The 20,172-nt window shown below is 70.0% G+C and carries 23 protein-coding genes and 1 tRNA gene; 11 read left to right on the top strand and 13 right to left on the bottom strand.

Features of this window, described 5'->3' with window-relative positions; translation table 11 throughout:
* Positions 1-23: 23 nt before the first annotated feature.
* Together def and glsA are read left to right on the top strand one after the other, a co-directional pair.
* Positions 24-590, top strand: coding sequence for a peptide deformylase (def, locus tag HW566_RS14900; RefSeq protein WP_178014186.1), 567 nt, complete (start codon positions 24-26; stop codon positions 588-590).
* Between the two features lie 4 nt (positions 591-594).
* Entirely contained in the window at positions 595-1,521 is a 927-nt protein-coding gene (glsA, locus tag HW566_RS14895) for a glutaminase A (RefSeq protein WP_178014184.1), read from the top strand.
* 84 nt (positions 1,522-1,605) lie between these two features.
* Here glsA and HW566_RS14890 read toward each other — a convergent pair.
* From HW566_RS14890 to dusB, 5 genes are all read right to left on the bottom strand, one after another.
* Positions 1,606-1,678: transfer RNA gene (locus HW566_RS14890), tRNA-Asn, on the bottom strand.
* 85 nt (positions 1,679-1,763) lie between these two features.
* The gene (locus HW566_RS14885; RefSeq protein ID WP_178014182.1) at positions 1,764-2,531 is read right to left on the bottom strand and encodes an ATP-binding cassette domain-containing protein; all 768 of its coding nucleotides are present in this window, start codon (positions 2,529-2,531) and stop codon (positions 1,764-1,766) included.
* A gap of 51 nt (positions 2,532-2,582) precedes the next feature.
* Entirely contained in the window at positions 2,583-4,451 is a 1,869-nt protein-coding gene (dnaG, locus tag HW566_RS14880) for a DNA primase (protein WP_178014999.1), read from the bottom strand.
* On the bottom strand, positions 4,451-5,821 hold the full coding sequence (locus tag HW566_RS14875) for a deoxyguanosinetriphosphate triphosphohydrolase (protein WP_178014181.1): 1,371 nt from the start codon (positions 5,819-5,821) through the stop codon (positions 4,451-4,453). Before HW566_RS14875 ends, dnaG begins: the two co-directional genes overlap by 1 nt.
* Complete coding sequence (gene dusB, locus HW566_RS14870) at positions 5,814-6,977, bottom strand: tRNA dihydrouridine synthase DusB (RefSeq protein WP_178014179.1); 1,164 nt, start codon at positions 6,975-6,977, stop codon at positions 5,814-5,816. The genes HW566_RS14875 and dusB overlap by 8 nt, the downstream gene beginning before the upstream one ends.
* A 57-nt stretch (positions 6,978-7,034) precedes the next feature.
* Between dusB and HW566_RS14865 the strand changes: the two genes are divergently transcribed.
* A complete protein-coding gene (locus HW566_RS14865) occupies positions 7,035-7,535 on the top strand; it encodes a glutathione peroxidase (protein WP_178014177.1) in 501 nt (166 codons plus the stop codon).
* Between the two features lie 3 nt (positions 7,536-7,538).
* Here the strand turns inward: HW566_RS14865 and HW566_RS14860 are convergent, their stop codons facing one another.
* The 3 genes from HW566_RS14860 to recO are packed head-to-tail and all read right to left on the bottom strand — an operon-like array spanning position 7,539 to position 9,841.
* Positions 7,539-8,216, bottom strand: a complete 678-nt coding sequence (locus HW566_RS14860) for a DsbA family oxidoreductase (protein WP_178014175.1) — start codon at positions 8,214-8,216, stop codon at positions 7,539-7,541.
* A gap of 37 nt (positions 8,217-8,253) precedes the next feature.
* A complete protein-coding gene (locus HW566_RS14855; protein ID WP_178014173.1) occupies positions 8,254-9,057 on the bottom strand; it encodes an isoprenyl transferase in 804 nt (267 codons plus the stop codon).
* A gap of 55 nt (positions 9,058-9,112) precedes the next feature.
* Positions 9,113-9,841 carry a DNA repair protein RecO gene (gene recO, locus HW566_RS14850; RefSeq protein ID WP_178014171.1) on the bottom strand — a complete coding sequence of 243 codons (729 nt, stop codon included), beginning with the start codon at positions 9,839-9,841 and terminating at the stop codon, positions 9,113-9,115.
* A gap of 36 nt (positions 9,842-9,877) precedes the next feature.
* Here recO and HW566_RS14845 point away from each other — a divergent pair, with 36 nt between their 5' ends.
* Positions 9,878-10,564, top strand: a complete 687-nt coding sequence (locus HW566_RS14845) for a trimeric intracellular cation channel family protein (protein ID WP_178014169.1) — start codon at positions 9,878-9,880, stop codon at positions 10,562-10,564.
* A 66-nt stretch (positions 10,565-10,630) separates the two neighbouring features.
* Here the strand turns inward: HW566_RS14845 and HW566_RS14840 are convergent, their stop codons facing one another.
* The 3 genes from HW566_RS14840 to glgA form a co-directional block, all read right to left on the bottom strand.
* A complete protein-coding gene (locus HW566_RS14840; RefSeq protein WP_018186539.1) occupies positions 10,631-10,882 on the bottom strand; it encodes a type B 50S ribosomal protein L31 in 252 nt (83 codons plus the stop codon).
* A gap of 85 nt (positions 10,883-10,967) precedes the next feature.
* The gene (locus HW566_RS14835) at positions 10,968-11,753 is read right to left on the bottom strand and encodes an ABC transporter ATP-binding protein (RefSeq protein WP_178014167.1); all 786 of its coding nucleotides are present in this window, start codon (positions 11,751-11,753) and stop codon (positions 10,968-10,970) included.
* Between the two features lie 9 nt (positions 11,754-11,762).
* Positions 11,763-12,956 (bottom strand): glycogen synthase, encoded by a 1,194-nt coding sequence (glgA, locus tag HW566_RS14830; RefSeq protein ID WP_178014165.1) that lies wholly within the window; start codon positions 12,954-12,956, stop codon positions 11,763-11,765.
* 47 nt (positions 12,957-13,003) lie between these two features.
* On the opposite strand from glgA, the gene glgC reads away from it, so the two are divergent.
* The 3 genes from glgC to HW566_RS14815 all read left to right on the top strand — a co-directional run bounded on the left by glgC (position 13,004) and on the right by HW566_RS14815 (position 15,669).
* A complete protein-coding gene (glgC, locus tag HW566_RS14825) occupies positions 13,004-14,248 on the top strand; it encodes a glucose-1-phosphate adenylyltransferase (protein ID WP_178014163.1) in 1,245 nt (414 codons plus the stop codon).
* 25 nt (positions 14,249-14,273) lie between these two features.
* A complete protein-coding gene (serB, locus tag HW566_RS14820; RefSeq protein ID WP_178014161.1) occupies positions 14,274-14,909 on the top strand; it encodes a phosphoserine phosphatase SerB in 636 nt (211 codons plus the stop codon).
* Positions 14,910-14,973: 64 nt separating this feature from the next.
* Complete coding sequence (locus tag HW566_RS14815) at positions 14,974-15,669, top strand: alpha/beta fold hydrolase (protein WP_178014159.1); 696 nt, start codon at positions 14,974-14,976, stop codon at positions 15,667-15,669.
* A 10-nt stretch (positions 15,670-15,679) separates the two neighbouring features.
* Here the strand turns inward: HW566_RS14815 and HW566_RS14810 are convergent, their stop codons facing one another.
* Entirely contained in the window at positions 15,680-16,390 is a 711-nt protein-coding gene (locus tag HW566_RS14810; protein WP_178014157.1) for a beta-ketoacyl-ACP reductase, read from the bottom strand.
* A gap of 104 nt (positions 16,391-16,494) precedes the next feature.
* On the opposite strand from HW566_RS14810, the gene HW566_RS14805 reads away from it, so the two are divergent.
* From HW566_RS14805 to HW566_RS14790, 4 genes are read left to right on the top strand one after another with little or no spacing between them, the layout of a single operon-like run.
* Positions 16,495-16,968, top strand: a complete 474-nt coding sequence (locus HW566_RS14805; RefSeq protein ID WP_178014155.1) for a DUF4190 domain-containing protein — start codon at positions 16,495-16,497, stop codon at positions 16,966-16,968.
* Positions 16,969-17,010: 42 nt separating this feature from the next.
* Complete coding sequence (locus HW566_RS14800) at positions 17,011-17,367, top strand: DUF3099 domain-containing protein (protein WP_178014153.1); 357 nt, start codon at positions 17,011-17,013, stop codon at positions 17,365-17,367.
* The gene (locus tag HW566_RS14795) at positions 17,364-17,582 is read left to right on the top strand and encodes a hypothetical protein (protein ID WP_178014151.1); all 219 of its coding nucleotides are present in this window, start codon (positions 17,364-17,366) and stop codon (positions 17,580-17,582) included. Before HW566_RS14800 ends, HW566_RS14795 begins: the two co-directional genes overlap by 4 nt.
* Positions 17,579-18,487: an SURF1 family cytochrome oxidase biogenesis protein gene (locus HW566_RS14790; protein ID WP_178014150.1), complete on the top strand. Its 909-nt coding sequence runs from the start codon at positions 17,579-17,581 to the stop codon at positions 18,485-18,487. The genes HW566_RS14795 and HW566_RS14790 overlap by 4 nt, the downstream gene beginning before the upstream one ends.
* A gap of 10 nt (positions 18,488-18,497) precedes the next feature.
* Here HW566_RS14790 and HW566_RS14785 read toward each other — a convergent pair whose 3' ends face one another.
* Positions 18,498-20,096, bottom strand: a complete 1,599-nt coding sequence (locus HW566_RS14785; protein WP_178014148.1) for an ABC-F family ATP-binding cassette domain-containing protein — start codon at positions 20,094-20,096, stop codon at positions 18,498-18,500.
* Positions 20,097-20,172 lie beyond the last annotated feature (76 nt).

Here is a 20,172-nt window from a genome sequence, read left to right as displayed (position 1 = left end):
CCTCGCTCGATTAGGCTCGAAACGTGCCCGTTCTTCCGATTCGCATCATGGGCGACCCCGTGCTGCACGCGCCCGCCGCCCCCGTCGACGAGATCACGGATGAGATCCGACAGCTCGTCCGCGACATGTACGAGACCATGGACACCGCGCCGGGCGTCGGCTTGGCCGCCCCCCAGGTCGGGGTCGGCCTGCGCATCTACGTCTACTCGTACCAGGACGACGACGGCAACGACTGGCGTGGCGAGATCATCAACCCCCAGCTCTGGATGCGTCCGCTCGAGCCGGGCGCCCCGGATCCCGACGAGGAGTCGGAGGGTTGTCTGTCCTTCCCCGGCGAGCGCTTCCCCCTGCGCCGCTCCGACGAGGTGCTCGTGACCGGCATCGATACGAACGGCTCCCCCGTCGAGATCCGCGTCGCCGGATGGCGAGCCCGGATCATGCAGCACGAGTTCGATCACCTCGACGGGGTGCTGTACGTCGACCGTCTCGACGACGGCGACTGGAAGACCGTCCAGAAGATCGCGCGCAAGCGGGGCTGGGGACGTCCCGGCAACACCTGGCTGCCCGGCGTCGACGACCTGGACGCCTGAGCGCATGCCACAAGGGCGCGAGGCACACGACTACGACCTCGACGCGCTCCGCGAGCGCGTGATGCCCGAGCGCGGGGGCGAGCGGTCGTCGAGCATCCCGCAGCTCGCCGACGCCGATCCGGACGCGTTCGGCATCGCGCTCGCGCTCCCCGATGGCACGGTGCGATCGAGCGCGGACGGCCGCCGGACCTTCGGCATCCAGTCGGCGGTCAAGCCGTTCCTCTTCGCCCTGGCGCTGGCCGACACCGATGGCGCCGCCCTGGACCGCGTCGGCATCGAACCGACCGGTGAGGCGTTCGACGCGCTCAAGCTCGAAAGCGACACCGGCCGACCGCCGAACCCCATGGTCAACGCCGGGGCGATCCTGACCTGCGCCCTCGTCGACGGCGACGATCCGCGCGAACGGTCGGCGCGGCTGCTCGCAGGGCTCTCCCGCTTCGCCGGTCGAGAGCTGGAGGTCGACCATGACGTCGCCCACAGCGAGCATCTGCTCGGCGACCGCAATCACGCCCTCGCGCACCTCATGCGGGCCGAGGGCGCACTGTCGGTATCGGCCGATGATGCCGTCGCGGTCTACGCGAGCGCCTGCGCGGTCATCGTCGATGTCGAGATCCTCGCGGTGATGGGAGCCACCCTCGCGTTGGGCGGCGTCAACCCCGTCTCCGGCGAACGCGTGGTCTCGGCCGAGGTCGCCCGCGATGTCGTCGCGGTGATGGCCACGTGCGGCGTCTACGACGGATCGGGGCGTTGGATGCGCTCCGTCGGCGTTCCGGCGAAGTCGAGCGTGTCGGGAGCGCTCGTGCTGTCGGTGCCCGGAACCCTTGGCGCCGCTGTGATGAGCCCCCCACTGGACGACCAGGGCACGAGCGTGCGCGGGCGCATCGCGAGCGAGATCCTCAGCGCCGACCTCGGTCTGCACGTCTTCGGCTGAGCGCGCGGGCCGGGCAAAAGGAAAGGCCCGGGGTGGAAGCCCGGGCCTTAGGTGAGAGCTGCGCTAGATGACGCAGGTCTCTCGCTCCCCGGCTTGGACTCGAACCAAGAACCTATCGGTTAACAGCCGATTGCTCTGCCAATTGAGCTACCGAGGATCAGTCACCCGCTCGCGCTGGGCAACCCGTCTATATTAGCAAAGCTCCGGGGGTGCTCACGACACCACGTGGCTTCGACCGCCGATCAGGACGCGCGGGTGCGCCCGTCGGGAGTCCACGCCAGCTCGGCCGCGGTCGGACCGTAACCCACCGGGCGCCCCGCGTGCAGAACCAGCGCAGCGGCATCCAGCTCGGCCGCGGTCGCGGCGTCGTTGGTGGCGATCACGATCGCCATGCCGGTGTCGTCGCGTCGGGTCAGCAGAGCCTCGCGCGCGGCGATCCTCACCTCGATGTCGAGGTTCGCGTACGGGTCGTCGCCGACGAACACCTTCGGATCGAGCACGAGCGCCCGTGCGAGCGCGACGCGTTGACGCATCCCCGCGCTCAACTCGTACGGATACTGCGATGCGGCCCCCAAGGGGAGGTGGAGCTCGTCGAGCAGCGACGCGACCCGGAGCGACAGCGCCCGCTGGCTCACGCGGCGATCGCGGGACGTGATCGGCTCGGCGATCACCTCCGCGACCGTCAGCCGCGCCGGCAACGCCGCCCCCGCCGCCTGCGGCATGTGACCGGCGAAGTAAGTGAGCATACGTCGCGAGCGCCCGCCCTTGCGTGCGGAGATCCCCGCGACCTCGGCCGAGCCGCCGACGACGCCCACATCGGCGGGAGCGGTGCCGGCCAGAACCGAGAGCAGGGTGGACTTGCCCGAGCCGGTCGCCCCCATCACGGCCAGCGCCTCGCCCGCACGGACGGTGAAGGTCACCCCTTCGACGACGCGCTCCGCGTCACCGGTCCGCGCGATCGAGAGGTCATCACAGCGCACCGCGATCTCCGCGTCGGGTCGTCGGGACATGCGCTTCATCCTGCCTCGTTCGGTGCGCGCGCGCCACTCCGATCGCCGGCTCTACTCGTCTTCCATCAGACGTCGCACCCGCAGGTCGAGGTCGCGGATCGCCATACCGATGGATCGGAAATCCGCGGATCCGGGCTCGAGACGCTGCTGCGCGCTGCGCAGCTCGGCCTTCTCGCGCTCGAGCGCCCGCAACCGCAGCTTGCGCAACGACTCCGTCGCGGTCGTCTGCGCGATGCGCTCCGTGCCCGCCGGGAAGTCCGCGGTCAGGAGCTCGATGGTCAACGTGCGGTACGGCTCGCGGGTCGCGTCCACGGCGGCGGAGGTCCAGCCCGGCCGCGCCAGGTCGGGCTGCATCGAGATCGCCTGCCGCACGGCCTCCAGGGCGGGGTGGGGCATGGGCAGGCCGAGCGCGATGTCGACGGCGTCCTTCTCGAGCAGGTGACCGTATTGCAGCACCCCCATGAGCGCGCGCTTCTCGAGCTCGAGCGCGGGCGGGAGCGAGGCCAACGTGACGCGCACCGACGGCGTCGGCTCCGCGGTGCCGTCGCTGCGGGAAGGAACCGACGCCTCGCCGCGCGGCGACGTCGTGGCCGGCGCCGACCCGCGGCGCACCGCGCGGTCCACCTCGGGCTGCACCTCGCCGAGGTCCAGGCCGAGTTTGCGTGCGAGGACGCGGGTGTAGCCCGGGCGCAGTGCCGCGTCGCGGATGTCGGCGACGATCGGGGCGGCAGCACGGAGCGCGCCGATGCGCCCCTCCACCGTCGACAGGTCGAAGGTCGACAGTCGCTGGTCGATCACGAACTCGAACATGGGCGACTTGGTCTCGACGAGCGCGCGCACCGCGGCGTCGCCGCGGTGCAGCCGCAGATCGCACGGATCGAGCCCCTCGGGCGCGACCGCCACGTAGGTCTGGGCTGCGAAGCGCTTCTCCTCGCCGAACGCACGCAACGCGGCCTTCTGCCCCGCGGCATCCGGGTCGAAGGTGAAGACGACCTCGCCGGAGCTGCCCTCGCTGTCGCCCATGACGCGGCGGAGGACCGTGATGTGCTCGGACCCGAAAGCTGTGCCGCACGAGGCGATCGCCCCCGTCACGCCCGCGAGATGGCACGCCATGACGTCGGTGTACCCCTCGACGACCACCACACGGTGCTCGCGCGAGATGGACTTCTTCGCCAGGTCGAGGCCGTAGAGGACCTGACTCTTCTTGTAGATCGGCGTCTCGGGGGTATTGAGGTACTTCGGGCCCTGGTCGTCGTCGTACAGACGGCGCGCGCCGAAGCCGATGGTCTGACCGGCCACGTCGCGGATCGGCCAGACCAGACGCCCGCGGAACCGGTCGTACACACCGCGCTGCCCCTTCGACACCAACCCGCCCGCGAGCAGCTCATCGTCGGTGTAGCCCTGGGAACGCAGCGCGTCGCGCAGTGCCGACCACCCCTGAGGGGCGTACCCGACCCCGAAATGAGCGGCCGCCCCGGCGTCGAAGCCCCGTTCGCCCAGGAACTGTCGCGCGGCCTGGGCGTCGGGCGACGACAGTTGGGAGCGGTAGAACTCCGCCGCGGCCGTGTGTGCCGCGTAGAGCCGAGACCGCCCGCTCGTCTCGGGGGCCGCCGCGCCGTCCTCGTAGTGGAGCTGGTAGCCGATCCGAGCCGCGAGCCGCTCGACGGCCTCCGTGAACGACAGGTGATCCATCGCGCGCAGAAACGAATAGACGTCACCCGACTCGCCGCACCCGAAGCAGTGGTAATAGCCCACCTGAGGCCGGACGTGGAAGCTCGGGCTGCGTTCGTCGTGGAAGGGGCAGAGACCCTTCATCGAACCGACACCGGCGGTCTTCAACGCCACGCGCTCGCCGACGATGTCGCCGATGTTCGTGCGCGCCTTGACCTCCTCGATGTCGGCCTGCCGGATCCGTGCCATCACAGCCCTTCGATGGGCTCGGGAAGCGCGAAATGGCTCGGCGCGGCGGCGCGCGGGTCGGACGACCACAGACCCAGCTCGCGCAGATCGACCGGGCCCACCAGACGGCCGTGCCATTCGATCGCGAAGCGGTCCGTGAGGGTGGCGACCTGGTCGACGATGACCCGGCGCCGAGCGGCGTCGGTGACGGCGGCGGCGAAGTCCTCGCCGTGCAGCACGTCGAGGTGCTCCGGCCGGTCCCACAGCGCATCGGCGAGACGGCGCAATACGCGACGCTGCTCCTTGTAGAGGCCCTTCCGTCCCTCGATCGAGACCACGAAGGCTCCGATGACCCCCTTCAGCACCGCCATCTCGACCTCGATGACCCGGGGCACGATGACCCGACCCCGGAATCGGGTCAGCACCGGGATGTCGTAGTGCTCTCGGGTGGCAGCGGTCGCCGCGCGTGCGAAGCGGCCGATGAGGTCCGAGGTGAGGTTCTTCAGACGCGCCATGTCGGCGCGCGACCCGTCGTACGACAGCAGCCACTCGGGCAGCCGCGTGAGCCGGTACAGCGCGTCTCCGAGCTCGTCCTTGGTGAACCCGTAGCCGACCCAGCTCTGGATCGCCGTCAGCAGCGCCTCGCGCTCGCGCGGGTCGGCGAGGCGGCGCGGATCCAGGTAGCCGTTGAGGACGGCGTCCTCGAAGTCGTGCACCGAGTAGGCGATGTCGTCGGAGAGGTCCATGACCTCGGCCTCGATGCACCGGAGCCGGCCCGGGGCATCCTCGCGCATCCACCGGAAGACCGCCTCGTCCTCGGGGTAGACGCCGAACTTCTGCCGTCCGCCCGGGTCGGGAATGGCGTGCTCGACCGTCCAGGGGTACTTGCACGTCGCATCGAGACTCGCGCGGGTGAGGTTCAGACCGGCGCTGCGACCGAAGGCGTCGACCACCTTCGGCTCGAGCCGCGACAGGATGCGCAGCGACTGCGCGTTGCCCTCGAATCCGCCGATGTCCTCGGCCCAGTCGTTCAGAGCACGCTCGCCGTTGTGCCCGAACGGCGGATGCCCGAGGTCGTGGCAGAGGCACGCGGTGTCGACGACGTCGGGCGAGAGCTCGAGGGCGATCGCCAGTTCGCGGCCCACCTGAGCGACCTCGAGCGAATGGGTGAGCCGGTTGCGCGCGAAATCGGCAGGGCTCGCGGGACTCAGCACCTGCGTCTTGGCCGCGAGCCGACGCAGCGCCCCCGAGTGCAGCACGCGAGCACGGTCTCGGGCGAAGCTGTCGCGCCGCGACCGATGCTCCTCGTGGTGGAAGCGCGCGGCGTCGTGATCGTCGTACCCGGCGGGGCGTCCCGCCGAGACGCCGACACCGCTCGTGACCTCAGCCACCGCTGTTCTCGATCTCCGCCGCGGCGATCGCCGACGACTCCGCGGCGTCGACGTCTCGTGATTCCAGCCAGCGATCGGGGAGCGCGGGACGCTTGGGGGTTCCGGCGCGCCCGCGTTGTCCCTCGGCCGCCGCGCCGGGGTACGGCGCCGACCAGTCCAGCGTGGCGAGGATGTCGTCGATCTCCTCGAGGCTCGACGCGGTCGCCAGACGCGCACGCGTGTCACCCCCGACCGGATAGCCCTTGAAGTACCACGCGACGTGCTTGCGGATGTCGCGGCATCCCCGGCCCTCGTCCTCGAAGAACTCGACGAGCAGCTCGGCGTGACGGCGGAAGGCCGTCGCCACGAACCCGAGCGTGGCGTCCACCTCGGGGCCGGCGGACCCGGGCTCGCCCAGCGCACGCGCGAGGTCGCCGAACAGCCAGGGACGCCCGAGGCACCCGCGTCCGACGACGACGCCGTCGCAGCCGGTCTCCGCCATCATGCGGACGGCGTCCTCGGCAGACCAGATGTCGCCGTTGCCGAGCACGGGGATGCTGCTGACGGCTTCCTTGAGCGCGGCGATGGCGGACCAGTCCGCATGCCCGGAGTAGTACTCCGCCGCGGTGCGGGCGTGGAGGGCGACGGCCGACACACCGGCGTCCTCGGCGATGCGACCCGCATCGAGGTAGGTGAGGTGGTCCGAGTCGATCCCCTTGCGCATCTTCACCGTCAGAGGGACGTCCCCGGCGGCGCGCGCGGCGCGGGTGACGATGTCGCGGAACAGGTCGAGCTTCCACGGCAGCGCCGCTCCCCCGCCCTTGCGGGTCACCTTGGGAACCGGGCATCCGAAGTTGAGGTCGATGTGATCGGCGCGGTCCTCCTCGACCAGGAGGCGCACGGCGGCCTCGGTCGTCGCGGGGTCCACGCCGTAGAGCTGAATGGAACGCGGCTTCTCGGACTCGTGGTGGGTGATCAGACGCATCGTCGTGGCGTTGCGCTCGACGAGCGCGCGCGTCGTGATCATCTCGCTGACGTAGAGACCCGCGCCGTACTCGCGGCACAGTCGACGGAACGCGGTGTTGGTGATCCCGGCCATCGGGGCCAGGACGACGGGGGCCTCCAGCGCGATCGGGCCGATCCGCAGGCGCGGGGAGGCGGACAGGACGGTACTCACCGGATCATTCTCCCAGAAGGACGGATGCCGTAAGGCGGGCGGGCGTACCCTGGGGACGTGACCGAAGCCACCACCGACATCCGTTCCATCCCCTTCGCCACCGCGGAGGGATCCGAGACCACTCTCGGCGATCTCGGCGACGGCGTGCTGCTGGTGGTCAACGTCGCCTCCAAGTGCGGGCTGACCCCGCAGTACGAGCAGCTCGAGCAGCTGCAGCGCACCTACGGCGAGCGCGGCCTGCAGGTCGTCGGGTTCCCGTGCAACCAGTTCATGGGGCAGGAACCGGGCTCGATGGAAGAGATCCTCGACTACTGCGCCATGACGTGGGGCGTGAGCTTCCCGGTCATGGACAAGGTCCGCGTCAACGGCTCGCATGCCGCAGCGCTCTACAAGGCGCTGAAGAAGGCGCGCAACGCCGAGGGAGCGCGGGGCCCGGTGATGTGGAACTTCGAGAAGTTCGTCATCACTCCCGCGGGCGATGTGCACCGGTTCCGCCCTCAGACCAAACCCGACGCTCCCGAGATCGTGGCCGTCATCGAGGCGAACCTGCCCCGCTGAGGGTCATCCGACCGTTTCGACCGCACTGCGCTCGGCCCACACCTGGCGGGCGATCTGCGCGAACGCGTCGGCGGGCTGTGCGCCCGATACGCCGTACTTGCCGTCGATGACGAAGAACGGAACGCCGTTGATCCCGTACTGACGGGCCTGGTCCTGATCGGCTCGGACGGCGTCGAGGAACTCCTCGGATTCGAGCGCCCGTCGTGCGACGTCGGGGTCGATCCCCACCTCGGCCGCAAGGTCGACGAGGTCGTCGATGCGACCGACGTGGCGTCCCTCGGTGAAGTACGCGGCCATCAGACGCTCGGCCATCTCGTGCTGACGCCCCTGCGCCTTGGCGAGGTGGAGCAGCTCATGGGCCTTCACCGTGTTGGTGTGCTTGAGGATGTCGAAGTGGTAGTCGAGACCGGCGTTCTTGGCGACACCGGTGACGTTCTCGAGCATCTGCTGGACCTGCTCGCGCGGCATGCCCTTGTGGCTCGAGAGGAAGTCCAGCTCGTCGCCCTCGAAGTCGACCGGCGTGTCGGGCGAGAGCTCGAACGAATGGAAGGTCACGTCGACGCGCGGGGCGTCGTCGTCATCTGCCGTCGCGGCGAGGCCCGACTCGAGGTTGCGCTTGCCGATGTAGCACCACGGGCAGGCGATGTCGCTCCACACGTCGATCTTGATTGCGTCCGTCACACCGGGTGCAACGCCCCGAGGTTCGTGCGATATTCCCTCACGCCGTGGGGGCGTCGACCGCCCCGCCGAAACGGCGGTCGCGCGAGAGGTAGAGCTGGATCGCTCCCCACAGATCGGTGCGCGAGAAGTCGGGCCAGAGCGTGTCGAGGAAGACCATCTCGGCGTACGCCGCCTCCCACAGCAGGAAGTTCGAGGTCCGCTGTTCGCCGCTGGAGCGGATGAACAGGTCGACATCCGGCATGTCGGGCACGTAGAGGTGCCGGCGCAGAGTCTTCTCGGTGATGGCGGACGGTTTCATCCGCCCCGCCGCGATCTGTTCGCCCATCGCGCGCATGGCGTCGATGATCTCGTGGCGGCCGCCGTAGTTGACGCACATCGTGAGCGTGAGGACGTCGTTGTCGCGCGTCAGCTGCTCGGCGTACTGCAGCTCCGAGATCACCGACCCCCACAGGCGCGGCCTGCGCCCGGCCCACCGGACGCGGACGCCCCACTCGTTGAGCTGGTCGCGACGGCGATGCAGGACATCGCGGTTGTAGCCCATGAGGAAGCGCACCTCGTCGGGCGAGCGCGACCAGTTCTCGGTCGAGAAGGCGTACACGCTGAGGTGCTTCACGCCGACCTGGACGGCGCCGGCCACGACGTCGAGCAGCACCTCCTCACCGGCGCGGTGGCCCTCGATGCGGGTCAGACCCCGCCGGTTGGCCCATCGTCCGTTGCCGTCCATCACGATCGCGACATGCTCGGGGACCCCGCCACGCGGGAACGTCGGGGGGCGGACTCCCGTCCAGTCGAGTGGACGGTACGGGACCGCGTCGCGGTGCGTGTACGGCTTGGGACTCATCGCTTCGAGCCTAGGGTGCTCGCGGCGGCGGCAACCGCAACGCCACGAGTGGCCCTCATCGCGACGCCGCGATGTGGCCGAGGGAACGGATGCCGCGCTCGAGGTGCCATTGGGCGTAGGCGGCGATCAGTCCCGAGGCGGATGCCGCCGCGCGCGGCGAACCGGCGTCGACGATGTCCCACTCCCCCGCGATCAGGGCCCGCAGTCGGTCTCCGGTCTCGTCGGTGATCCGCGCCGAGCCCACCGGGGCGCACGCGTCGCACACCGACCCGCCGAGCGGGGCGGCGAAGCCGGGATGCGGCCCCGGACGCGAGCACCGTGCGCAGGCGTCGAGGGAGGGCGCCCAGCCCGACAGCGCCATGGCGCGCAGAAGGTAGGAGTCCAGTACCGCACGGCTGTCGTGCTCGCCGCGTGAGAGGGCGCGCAGACCGCCGACGAGCAGCAGGTACTGCTGCGGCGTCGTCTCGGCCTCGTTCAGCCGGTCGGCGGCCTCCACCATCGCCGAGGCCGAGGTGTACCGGTCGTAGTCGCTCGCGATCTCGGCACCGTAGGATCCGAGCGACTCCGCCTGCTGGACGATGTCGAGGTTGCGTCCCTTGTAGAGCTGCACGTCAGCCACCATGAAGGGCTCGAGCCGTGCACCGAAACGGGACGAGGTGCGCCGAACGCCCTTGGCGACGCCCCGCAGCTTGCCGTGGCGGCGACTGAGCATGGTGACGATGCGATCCGCCTCACCCAGCTTGTGGGTGCGGAGGATCACGACCTCGTCGCGGTAGGTGGGCACGCATCGATTATCCCGCGGACCGGCGACAATGGACCCGTGACGCAAGCTCAGTTCGTGATCCCGCTGTGGGCGGATCTGACCGCCGTCGGCCTCGGCGGCGTGCAGGGTGCGCTGTTCGCATCGGGATTCGCGGGGCGGAGACGTCTCGATCCGCTCGGCGTCGTCATCATCGGCATCCTGATCGGGATGGGCGGGGGCCTCATCCGCGATCTTCTGCTGGGCGTCCCACCGGTGACCCTCCAGAGCAACTGGTACCTCATCACGGCGACCTCGGCCGCGCTGGTCGGCATGCTCCTGTCGAACATCTTCCGGCGGCTCAACGCCGTCATCATTGGCCTGGACGCCGTCGTGATCGGCCTGTTCGGCGCTTTCGGCACGAGCAAGGCGCTCGTGCTCGGGCTACCGGTAGTCCCGGCGGTCTTCATCGGCTCCTGCGCAGCCGTCGGAGGCAGCATCCTGCGGGACGTCATCATGGGCCTGCCGGTCGCGATCATGCACGTCAGATCGCTGTACGCCGTGGCGGCCGCGGTGGGCTGCGCGGCGCTCGCCGGCGCCGCAGCGCTCGGGGCGCCCATCGTCGTGGCGGCGATCGGCGGCATCGCGGTGACGACGGTCATCCGACTGCTCGCCGTGGTGTTCGACATCTCGCTGCCCGAGCAACGGGCGCTCCACCGACGCAAGGTCGCCGTCGAGACGGCGGCCATCCCGATCGTCAAGCCCTGATCGGCCCCGGCCCAGCCGCGGAAACGACGAAAGCCCCGCCGGAGCGGGGCTTTCGCGCTGGGCTGCTTACTTGGAGCCGAAGTTCTTGAAGCGCTGGTTGAACTTCTCGACGCGGCCGGCCGAGTCCATGATGCGCTGCTTGCCCGTGTAGAACGGGTGCGACGCGGACGAGATCTCGACGTCGATGACCGGGTAGGTCTCGCCGTCCAGCTCGATCGTCTTGTCGCTCGAGACCGTCGAACGGGTCAGGAAGGTCTCGCCGGAGCCGAGGTCGCGGAAAACGACGGCGCGGTACTCGGGGTGGATGTCAGTCTTCATGGGTTTCCTTACGTGGTGCCCTGGATTTTGCCAGGGCGAGGGAAGTCTGCGGTGCGTTCGCACCAAAGAGCGATCTTACCAGGTTTCAGGACGCCGCCCGCGCCGCATACCTGCCGTCGGCCGACGTCAGCGTGATGGGCAGGCCGAAGGTCTCGGTCAGATTCTCGGCGGTCAGGGCGTCGGCGAGCGGACCGGCCGCGACGACGCGCCCCTCGCGCAGGAGCAGCACGTGGGTGAATCCCACGGGGATCTCCTCGACGTGGTGGGTGACCATGATCATCGCGGGAGTCGTGGGCGCCTGGGCGTAGCCGCCGAGCAGCGAGAGCAGCTCCTCGCGCGCGCCGAGGTCGAGGCTCGCCGTCGGCTCGTCGAGCAGGAGCAGTTCGGGATCCGTCATGACCGCGCGCGCGATCTGGACCCGCTTCTGCTCGCCGTCCGAAAGCGTTCCGAACGTCCGGTCGGCGAGGCCGTCGAGCTTCCACTCCGCGAGCACCCGCATGGCGCGCCGCTCGTCGATGTCCTCGTAGTCCTCGCGCCAGCGGCCGAGCACCGCGTAGGCCGCCGTCAGCACGACGTTCAGCACGGTCTCCTCCGGGGGGACGCGTCGCGCCATCGCAGACGAGGCGAAGCCGATGCGCGGGCGCAACTCGAAGACGTCGGTGCGACCGAGTCGCTCGCCGAGGATCTCGACCGTCCCCGACGTGGGATGGAGCAGGCTCGCGGCGAGCTGGAGCACCGTGGTCTTGCCCGCGCCGTTCGGGCCGAGCACGACCCAGCGCTGGTCATCGCTCACCGCCCAGTCGACCCGATCGACGATGTTCCGGGCGTTTCGGCGGACGACGACGTCGGAGAACTCCAGGACCTGCGGCATGTGTTCAGCCTAGCGGCCGGCCTCCGCCACCTTCGCGTACAACGCGGCCGTCTCCTGCGCGATGGCGCCCCAGCTGAAGTCTTTCGCGGCGCGCTCTCTGCCCGCCGCGCCGTACCGCTGCGCGGTCTCGGGGTCGCTGACCACCTCGGTGAGGACACCGGCGAGGTCGGCGACGAACCGCTCCGGATCGAGGGGGGTTCCCGTGCCGTCCTCGGCCTGCTCGATCGGGACCAGACGGCCGGTCACCCCGTCGACGACGACCTCCGGGATGCCGCCCGTGGCCGTACCGACGACGGCGGCGCCGCAGGCCATCGCCTCGAGGTTGACGATTCCGAGCGGCTCGTAGACCGACGGACACACGAACGTCGTCGCCGCAGTCAGGATCGCGCACAGCTGGTCGCGGGGCAGGAACTCCTCGATCCACACGACGCCCGAACGCTCCTGCTGCAGCTCGCGGACGAGCCCCTGCACCTCGGTCATGATCTCGGGGGTGTCGGGCGCCCCCGCACACAGGACGACCTGCACGTCCGTCGGCAGCAGCCGCGCCGCGCGCAGGAAGTACGGCAGCCCCTTCTGCCGGGTGATCCGGCCGACGAAGACGACGGACGGGCGGGCGGGATCGATGCCGAAACGCTCGAGCACGGCGATGTCGTCGACCGGCCGCCAGGCGTCGACGTCGATGCCGTTGTAGATCACCGAGACCTTCTCGGGGTCCAGCGACGGGTAGCTGCGGAGGATGTCGCGGCGCATCCCGTCGCTGACGGCGACGATGGCGGCCGCGTTCTCGTAGGCCGTCTTCTCGATGTAGCTCGAGACCGCGTAGCCGCCCCCCAGTTGCTCTGCCTTCCAGGGCCGGAGCGGCTCGAGCGAGTGCGCCGTGATGACGTGCGGGATCCCGTGCAGCAGCGAGGCGACGTGTCCCGCGAAGTTGGCGTACCAGGTGTGGCTGTGCACCACGTCGGCGCCGGCGACATCCCCGACGATCTCGAGATCGATGCCGAGCGTCTGCAGGGCCGCGTTGGCGTCCCGCAGTTCGACGGGCGTGCCGTACGAGGTCGTGTCGGCCTCGTCGCGCCCCTCTCCGAACGCGCGCACCTGAACCTCGATGCTCTCTCGCAGGGCACGGACGAGTTCGGTGACATGCACCCCGGCACCCCCGTAGATCGCGGGAGGATACTCCTTCGAGACGATGTCTACACGCATGGCTCGAACGCTAGTACACCAGCGTTCGCCGGGCCTAGTGTGGTGCCATGCCAGCAGCGCCCAAGGTCTTCGGAATCGTTCTCGCCGGCGGCGAGGGAAAGCGCCTCATGCCGCTGACGGCTGATCGCGCGAAGCCCGCCGTGCCGTTCGGCGGCCAGTACCGCCTCATCGATTTCGCGATCTCCAACCTCATCAACTCGGGGCTGCGGCAGGTCGTCGTGCTCACGCAGTACAAATCGCACAGTCTCGACCGCCACGTGTCGCAGACGTGGCGCATGTCGGCGCTGCTGGACTCGTACGTGGCGTCCGTTCCCGCCCAGCAGCGTCTGGGCAAGCGCTGGTTCTCCGGCTCCGCCGACGCGATCCTGCAGTCGTTGAACCTGATCAACGACGAGAAGCCCGACATCGTCGTGGTCATCGGCGCCGACCATGTGTATCGCATGGACTTCCGCCAGATGCTCGACGCGCACATCGAGTCGGGCGCGCGCGCCACGGTCGCCGGTATCCGGCAGCCGATCGGCCTGGCCAACCAGTTCGGCGTCATCGACGTCGAGCCGACCGACGAGACCCGCATCCGCGCCTTCCTCGAGAAGCCGCAGGATCCGGCGGGCCTTCCCGACTCGCCGCACGAGGTGCTCGCTTCGATGGGCAACTACATCTTCGACACCGACGCGCTCATCGAGGCCGTCGAGGCCGACGGCGAGATCCCCACCTCGAACCACGACATGGGCGGCGACATCGTGCCGTACTTCGTCGACCGCGGCGAGGCCGCCGTCTACGACTTCAAGCGCAACGACGTCCCCGGATCGACCCCGCGCGACCGCAACTACTGGCGCGACGTCGGCACGATCGAGTCGTTCTTCGACGCGCACATGGACCTCATCTCGACCCTGCCGATCTTCAACCTCTACAACACCGACTGGCAGATCCACTCGCAGGCGGTCAACTCCCCGCCGGCGAAGTTCGTGCGCGACAGCGTGGGGCGTATGGGCAATGCGATCGACTCCATCGTCTCGCTCGGGTCGGTGCTGTCGGGCACCCACCTCGAACGCAGTGTCGTCGGCCCGTGGACCCTCTCCGGGGGCGGTGCCACCATCACCGACTCGGTGCTGTTCGACTACGTCAGCGTCGGCGCCGGAGCCCGGGTGCACCGGGCGATCCTCGACAAGAACGTGGTCCTCGAGGACGGCGCCACCGTCGGCGTCGACCGCGACCGCGATCTCGCCCGCGGGTTCACCGTCACCGACAGCGGCATCACCATCGTCGCCAAGAACGCCCGCGTCGAGCGCTGACCCCGAGCCCCGCTAGCGTGGGGGCATGCGACCTGCACGCTTCCTCGTGGTCTTCGATGCCGATTCGACGCTGCTCCGCAACGAGGTCATCGAGTTGATCGCCGACGAGGCGGGACGCGGCGCCGAGGTCGCCGCCGCCACCGAGGCCGCCATGCGCGGCGACGTGGACTTCGCCTCGAGCCTGCGCTCCCGCGTCGCAGCGCTGGCCGGTGTCCCCGTCGCCGCTTTCGCCCGGGTGCTGGCACGCGTCCAGCCGACGCCCGGCGCGCGGGAGCTGATCGACGCCATCCACGACCGCGGGGGCGCAGCCGCCGTGGTCTCCGGCGGGTTCCACGAGATCCTCGATGTGATCGCGCCGGGACTCGATGCCGACGTCTGGCGCGCGAACCGTCTGAGCGTCCGAGACGGCGCTCTCGACGGCACCGTCGACGGAGACATCGTCGACGCGGAAGCCAAAGCCGTATCGCTGCGGACCTGGGCGGCGGAGCGCGACGTCCCGCCGAACCGCACCATCGCCGTCGGCGACGGCGCCAACGACCTGCGCATGATGGCGGCCGCGGGCCTGGGGGTCGCGTTCAACGCCAAGCCCGCCGTCCGACGCCAGGCGGATCTCGTCGTGGGACCGGTCGATCTGCGCGAGCTCATCCCGTTGCTGCCCTGACCCGGCCGATCGGCTGGCCGGCCGGCCACTGTCGCGCGCGGGCCCACGGGGCTAGCGTCGTGGCATGGACGTGATCCTCATTCCGGGCCTCTGGCTCGACGCCTCCTCGTGGGACGACGTGGTCCCCGCGCTCCGCGACGCGGGACACACACCGCACCCGCTCACGCTGCCGGGCGTCGGACCGCACCCTGACCCGGATGCCCGGCTCGCCGACTGGATCGCCGCGGTCGTCGAGCGCATCGACGGGGTCGACCCCGACGCGCCCGGGATCGCGCTCGTCGGCCACAGCGGAGGCGGCAACGTCGCGTGGGCGGCCGCGGACCGCCGGCCCGAACGCGTGTCGAGGGTGGTGTTCGTCGACACCGCCCCGCCTGCCGAGGGGGCCGAGATCTCGGAGTTCCCGGTCGTCGACGGGCTCGTGCCCTTCCCGGGATGGAGTTTCTTCGACGATCCCGATGTCGCGGATCTGGACCTGCCGACGCGGGAACGATGGGCGGAGCGCACGCATCCCGTTCCCGGTCGCGTGCCGACCGACCCGGTGGTGCTGTCGGACCCGCGCCGCTACGGCATCCCGGTCACGGTGCTCTCGGGCTCGGCGGACCGCGCCGCGTTCACCGCCATGCTCGCCGACTGGCCGCCGTTCCTCGCCGAGTTCGACGCGATCGCGGATGCGAACGTCGTCGAGCTCGGCTCGGGCCACTGGCCGCAGTTCTCGCAGCCGCAACGGTTGGCGCGAACCATCGCGGCCGCGCTGGTGTGAGCGCCTCCGGTCAGTGCCCCATGCCGAGGCCGCCGTCGATCGGGATGACGGCGCCGGAGATGTAGGCGGCCTCGTCGGAGGCGAGCCACGCCACGGCAGCGGCCACCTCGGCCGGCGAACCGTACCGTCCCGCGGGGATGCTGCGCTTGTACTCGGCCTGGGTGTCCTCGGGCAGCGCGGCGGTCATGTCGGTCTCGATGAACCCCGGTGCCACGACGTTGGCCGTGATCCCGCGCGCACCGAGCTCACGGGTGAGGGAGCGTGCGAAGCCGACGAGGCCGGCCTTGGACGACGAGTAGTTGACCTGCCCCGCGGAGCCGAAGAGCCCGACGACGCTCGAGATGAGGATGACGCGGCCCCAGCGAGCGCGGAGCATCGCCTTGGAGGCGCGTTTGACGACCCGGAACGCGCCGCCGAGGTTCGTCGAGACGACGGAATCGAAATCGTCCTCGCTCATGCGCAGCAGAAGGGTGTCCTTCGTGATGCCCGCGTTCGCGACCACGACCTCCACCGGCCCGAGCTCGGCCTCGACCTGCGAGAGGGCCGCGTCGAGAGAGGCCGCATCGGTCACGTCGGCGCGAACGGTGAGCGCGCCGACGGGACCTTCGCCCGATCGCGCCGTGACCGCGACCCGATGCCCGTCCGCGACGAAGCGCTCGGCGATCGCACGGCCGATGCCGCGATTGCCTCCGGTGATGAGGACGACTCGGGACGTGGACATGCGACTCTCCTGTGACGGCGGCGGGAACCCCGCAAGCCTAGCGGCCGCGTGCGGGCGCACCCGTGACCGATAAGCTGGCGACCCGACGTCGACGAGGAGCAGATGTGAGCGATCCCGCCCAGCCGCAGCAGCCGAATCCCACCCCCCCGCAGCCCGCCTCGGCCTCGCCCGTGCCGCCGCCCGCTCCCCCGTACGCGACGCCGCCGCAGCAGCAGGAGAGCTACCCGTCTGCCGCGCAGGGCTACCAGCCCGCCGCTTATCCACCGCCGGCATACGGCTACGGCGGGGGCTACGCGCAGCAGAAGACGAACGCGCTGTCGATCGTGTCGATGATCTCCTCGATCGTCGGCTTCATCTGGATCCTGCCGATCATCGGCTCCATCGCCGGCGTCATCATGGGCCACATCTCGCTCTCGCAGATCAAGCGCACGGGCGAGAAGGGACGCGGGATGGCGCTCGCCGGGCTCATCGTCGGCTACGCCGGCCTCGCCCTGGCCGTTGTCGGCATCATCCTGTTCGCCTCGTTCATCGGCTGGGCCATCGAGCAGGACACCTCGAACAGCTACTCCTCGTTCTGAGCCCGGCCATGCCGCATCCAGCGGGCGTATCCTGGGTGCACCGTGAAGCACCATTCCGCCACCCCGTCTGCGACCTCGCTCCCGCGCGCTCCGCACGACGACTCGACCCGCCGCATGACGAAGTACTTCATCATGATGGCGGTGCGCGTGGTGTGCTTCATCCTCATGGTCGTGATCGCCCCGTACGGCTGGCACACCGCGGTCCTGGCCGTGGGTGCGGTGTTCCTCCCGTACTTCGCGGTGATCGTCGCGAACGTCGGGGACGACGTTCGGGAGGCGCCCGCCGTCTCTCCCCTGAGCGCCCTGCCCGAGCGGCCCGAACCGGCACCGACGGCCACCGCGCAGCCGGCGGCCCCGGCCCCCACCGTCATCGAGATCCGAGAGTCCCGACCGGAGTGAACGACGTCGAGTGCTCGCGGGCGGGCTGCCGGGCGAGCGCCCGTTGGCGCGTCGTCTGGCGCAATCCCCGCATCCACACCGCCGAGCGCCGGAAGGTCTGGACCGCCTGCGACGAGCACGTGGCGTACCTCCGCGAGTTCCTCGCGGCGCGCGACTTCCCCGTGGCGGTCGAGCCGGTCTCGGCGTCGACGGCCGACACGGAGCCGGCACCGTGAACGGCCGCACCGCCCTGCGATGGTCCGGGTACGTGGCGATCGCGATCGCGTTCGCCGTCGCCTGCGCCTATCTGTCGAACTGGCAGTTCACCCGCAACGAGGACCGCAGCGAACAGCTCGCGCTCGTCGAGCGCAATTACGACGCCGATCCCGCTCCGCTCGGCGAGCTCATCCCCGTCGGCGCCGAATTGGAGGCGGGCGACGAATGGCACCCCGTCCTGCTGCGCGGCGAGTACCTCACCGATCAGCAGGTGCTCGTGCGCAATCGACCGCACGGCGGCACGTCGGCGTTCGAGGTCCTCGTGCCGTTCCGCACCGTCGAGGGCCGGGTCTTCGTCGTCGACCGCGGTTGGGTGCCCCCGGGCGCCGACAGCCCCGAGCCGGAGTCGATCGCGGCTCCCCCGGCGGGCGTGGTGACGGTGGTCGCCCGACTCAAGCCCTCGGAGGCGGCTCCGACGTCGGGACGCTCTGCGCCCGCCGGTCAGGTGCCGACCATCAACCTCGACCTCGTCGTGGCCGAGGCAGGGCTGAGCGGCGAGGTGGTGACGTCCGCGTACGGCCTGCTCGCGTCGGAGGATCCCGCGCCCGCCGAGACGCTCGGGGCCATGCCGTCGCCGTCGGAGGACCCCGGGCCGCACCTGTCCTACGCGATCCAGTGGATCCTGTTCGCCATCATGGGCTTCGTCTTCATCTGGTACATGATCCGCACCGAGCGCCGGCATCGCCGCGAGGACGAGGCCGACGCCGCAGCGGCAGCGGCGAGCCCGAGAATCGTCGAGACGCCGGCGTCCGCCCCGTCGCCGACGGACCCGGTCCTGCCGGCCGCGCTGCGCCGTCGACGCGAGACCAAGCGCGACCGCGACATGGAGGACGAGGACGCCATCCTCGACACGTCGCGGCGCTGAGCTTCGCGGCTCAGGCGAGCGTGATGAGGTCGAGGTAGTCGCGGCCCCAGATGTCCTCGACGCCGTCGGGCAGGATCAGCACCCGCTCGGGGTTCAGGGCCTCGACCGCGCCCTCGTCGTGCGACACGAGCACGACGGCGCCCTCGTAGTGCGCCAGAGCGCCGAGGATCTCGTCGCGCGAGGCCGGATCGAGGTTGTTGGTGGGCTCGTCGAGCAGGAGCAGATTCGCGCTGGAGACGACGAGCGTCGCAAGCGACAGCCGTGTCTTCTCGCCACCCGAGAGCACGCCGGCCGGCTTGAGCACGTCGTCACCGGTGAACAGGAACGACCCGAGCACCTTCCGCGCTTCGACCTGCGTGATGTCCGGCGCCGAAGACATCATGTTCTCGAGCACCGACCGGTTCACGTCGAGATTCTCGTGCTCCTGCGCGTAATAGCCGATCTTCAGGCCGTGGCCGGGTTCGAGCTGGCCCGTATCGGGCTTGTCGACACCTGCGAGCATCCGCAGGAGCGTCGTCTTTCCCGCACCGTTCAGGCCGAGCACGACGACCTTCGATCCGCGATCGACGGCGAGATCGACGTCCGTGAAGATCTCGAGGGACCCGTAGGACTTCGACAGCCCCGACGCCATCAGCGGCGTCTTGCCGCAGGGCGCCGGCTTGGGGAAACGGAGCTTCGCGACGCGATCCTCCTGGCGCACGTCCTCGAGGCCCGAGAGCATCTTCTCCGCGCGCGCCACCATCTGATGGGCCGCGGCGGCCTTCGACGCTTTCGCTCCGAAGCGCGCGGCCTGCAGCTGCAGAGCCGACGCCTTCTTCTCGATGTTCGAGCGCTCCTTCTTGCGGCGCTCCTCGTCGGCGACCCGCTGACGCAGGTAGTTCTTCCAGTTCATGTTGTAGACGTCGATCACCTGACGCATCGCGTCGAGATAGAAGACCCGGTTCACCGTCTCGCCCACGAGTTCCACGTCGTGGCTGATGACGATGAGCCCGCCCTTGTAGCCCTTGAGGAACTCGCGCAGCCAGACGACGCTGTCGGCGTCCAGGTGGTTGGTCGGCTCGTCGAGGATCATCGTCTGCGCGTCGGAGAAGAGGATGCGCGCGAGCTCGATCCGTCGGCGCTGGCCGCCCGAGAGCGTCTTGAGCGGCTGATCGAGGATGCGATCGGGGAGGGAGAGGTTGTGGGCGATCGACGCCGCCTCAGCCTCGGCGGTGTATCCGCCCAGAGCTTCGAAGCGCTCGGTGAGATTGCCGTAGCGCCGCATCGCCTTGGCGGCGACGGCCGGGTCGTCCGACCCCATGTCCAACGACGCCTCGTGCATCTGCAGGGCGATCGTGCCGAGCCCGCGGGCGTCGAGGATGCGCGTGCGGGCGAGCATCTCGGGGTCGCCCGAACGCGGGTCCTGCGGCAGGTAGCCGAGTTCGCCGGAGCGGTCGACCCTGCCGTCGCTGGGGAGCAGGTCGCCCGCGAGCACCTTCGTCAGCGTCGTCTTGCCGGCTCCGTTGCGGCCGACGAGGCCGATCTTGTCGCCATCGGAGACGCGGAACGACACGTCCGACATCAGCGTGCGCGCACCCACGCGGATTTCGAGGTCGTGCACGGCGAGCACAGCGATCGTCCAATCGTCGAGGACAGGGGAAGCGGCCGAACGGCCAGCCTCCTATTCTAGCCCGGGTCTCGTGCGG

The organism is Microbacterium oleivorans (genome assembly GCF_013389665.1).
GTDB classification, from domain to species: domain Bacteria; phylum Actinomycetota; class Actinomycetes; order Actinomycetales; family Microbacteriaceae; genus Microbacterium; species Microbacterium oleivorans_C.
Note: the sequence above shows the minus strand (reverse complement) of the source record. Positions and strands in the feature narration are given on the sequence as shown.

Coding starts and splice junctions, on each gene's coding strand:
- glsA (WP_178014184.1), top strand. CDS start 595: ATGCCACAAGGGCGCGAGGCACACGACTACGACCTCGACGCGCTCCGC.
- HW566_RS14885 (WP_178014182.1), bottom strand. CDS start 2,531: ATGTCCCGACGACCCGACGCGGAGATCGCGGTGCGCTGTGATGACCTC.
- dnaG (WP_178014999.1), bottom strand. CDS start 4,451: ATGGCACGGATCCGGCAGGCCGACATCGAGGAGGTCAAGGCGCGCACG.
- HW566_RS14855 (WP_178014173.1), bottom strand. CDS start 9,057: ATGAGTCCCAAGCCGTACACGCACCGCGACGCGGTCCCGTACCGTCCA.
- HW566_RS14840 (WP_018186539.1), bottom strand. CDS start 10,882: ATGAAGACTGACATCCACCCCGAGTACCGCGCCGTCGTTTTCCGCGAC.
- HW566_RS14835 (WP_178014167.1), bottom strand. CDS start 11,753: ATGCCGCAGGTCCTGGAGTTCTCCGACGTCGTCGTCCGCCGAAACGCC.
- glgA (WP_178014165.1), bottom strand. CDS start 12,956: ATGCGTGTAGACATCGTCTCGAAGGAGTATCCTCCCGCGATCTACGGG.
- glgC (WP_178014163.1), top strand. CDS start 13,004: ATGCCAGCAGCGCCCAAGGTCTTCGGAATCGTTCTCGCCGGCGGCGAG.
- serB (WP_178014161.1), top strand. CDS start 14,274: ATGCGACCTGCACGCTTCCTCGTGGTCTTCGATGCCGATTCGACGCTG.
- HW566_RS14815 (WP_178014159.1), top strand. CDS start 14,974: ATGGACGTGATCCTCATTCCGGGCCTCTGGCTCGACGCCTCCTCGTGG.
- HW566_RS14810 (WP_178014157.1), bottom strand. CDS start 16,390: ATGTCCACGTCCCGAGTCGTCCTCATCACCGGAGGCAATCGCGGCATC.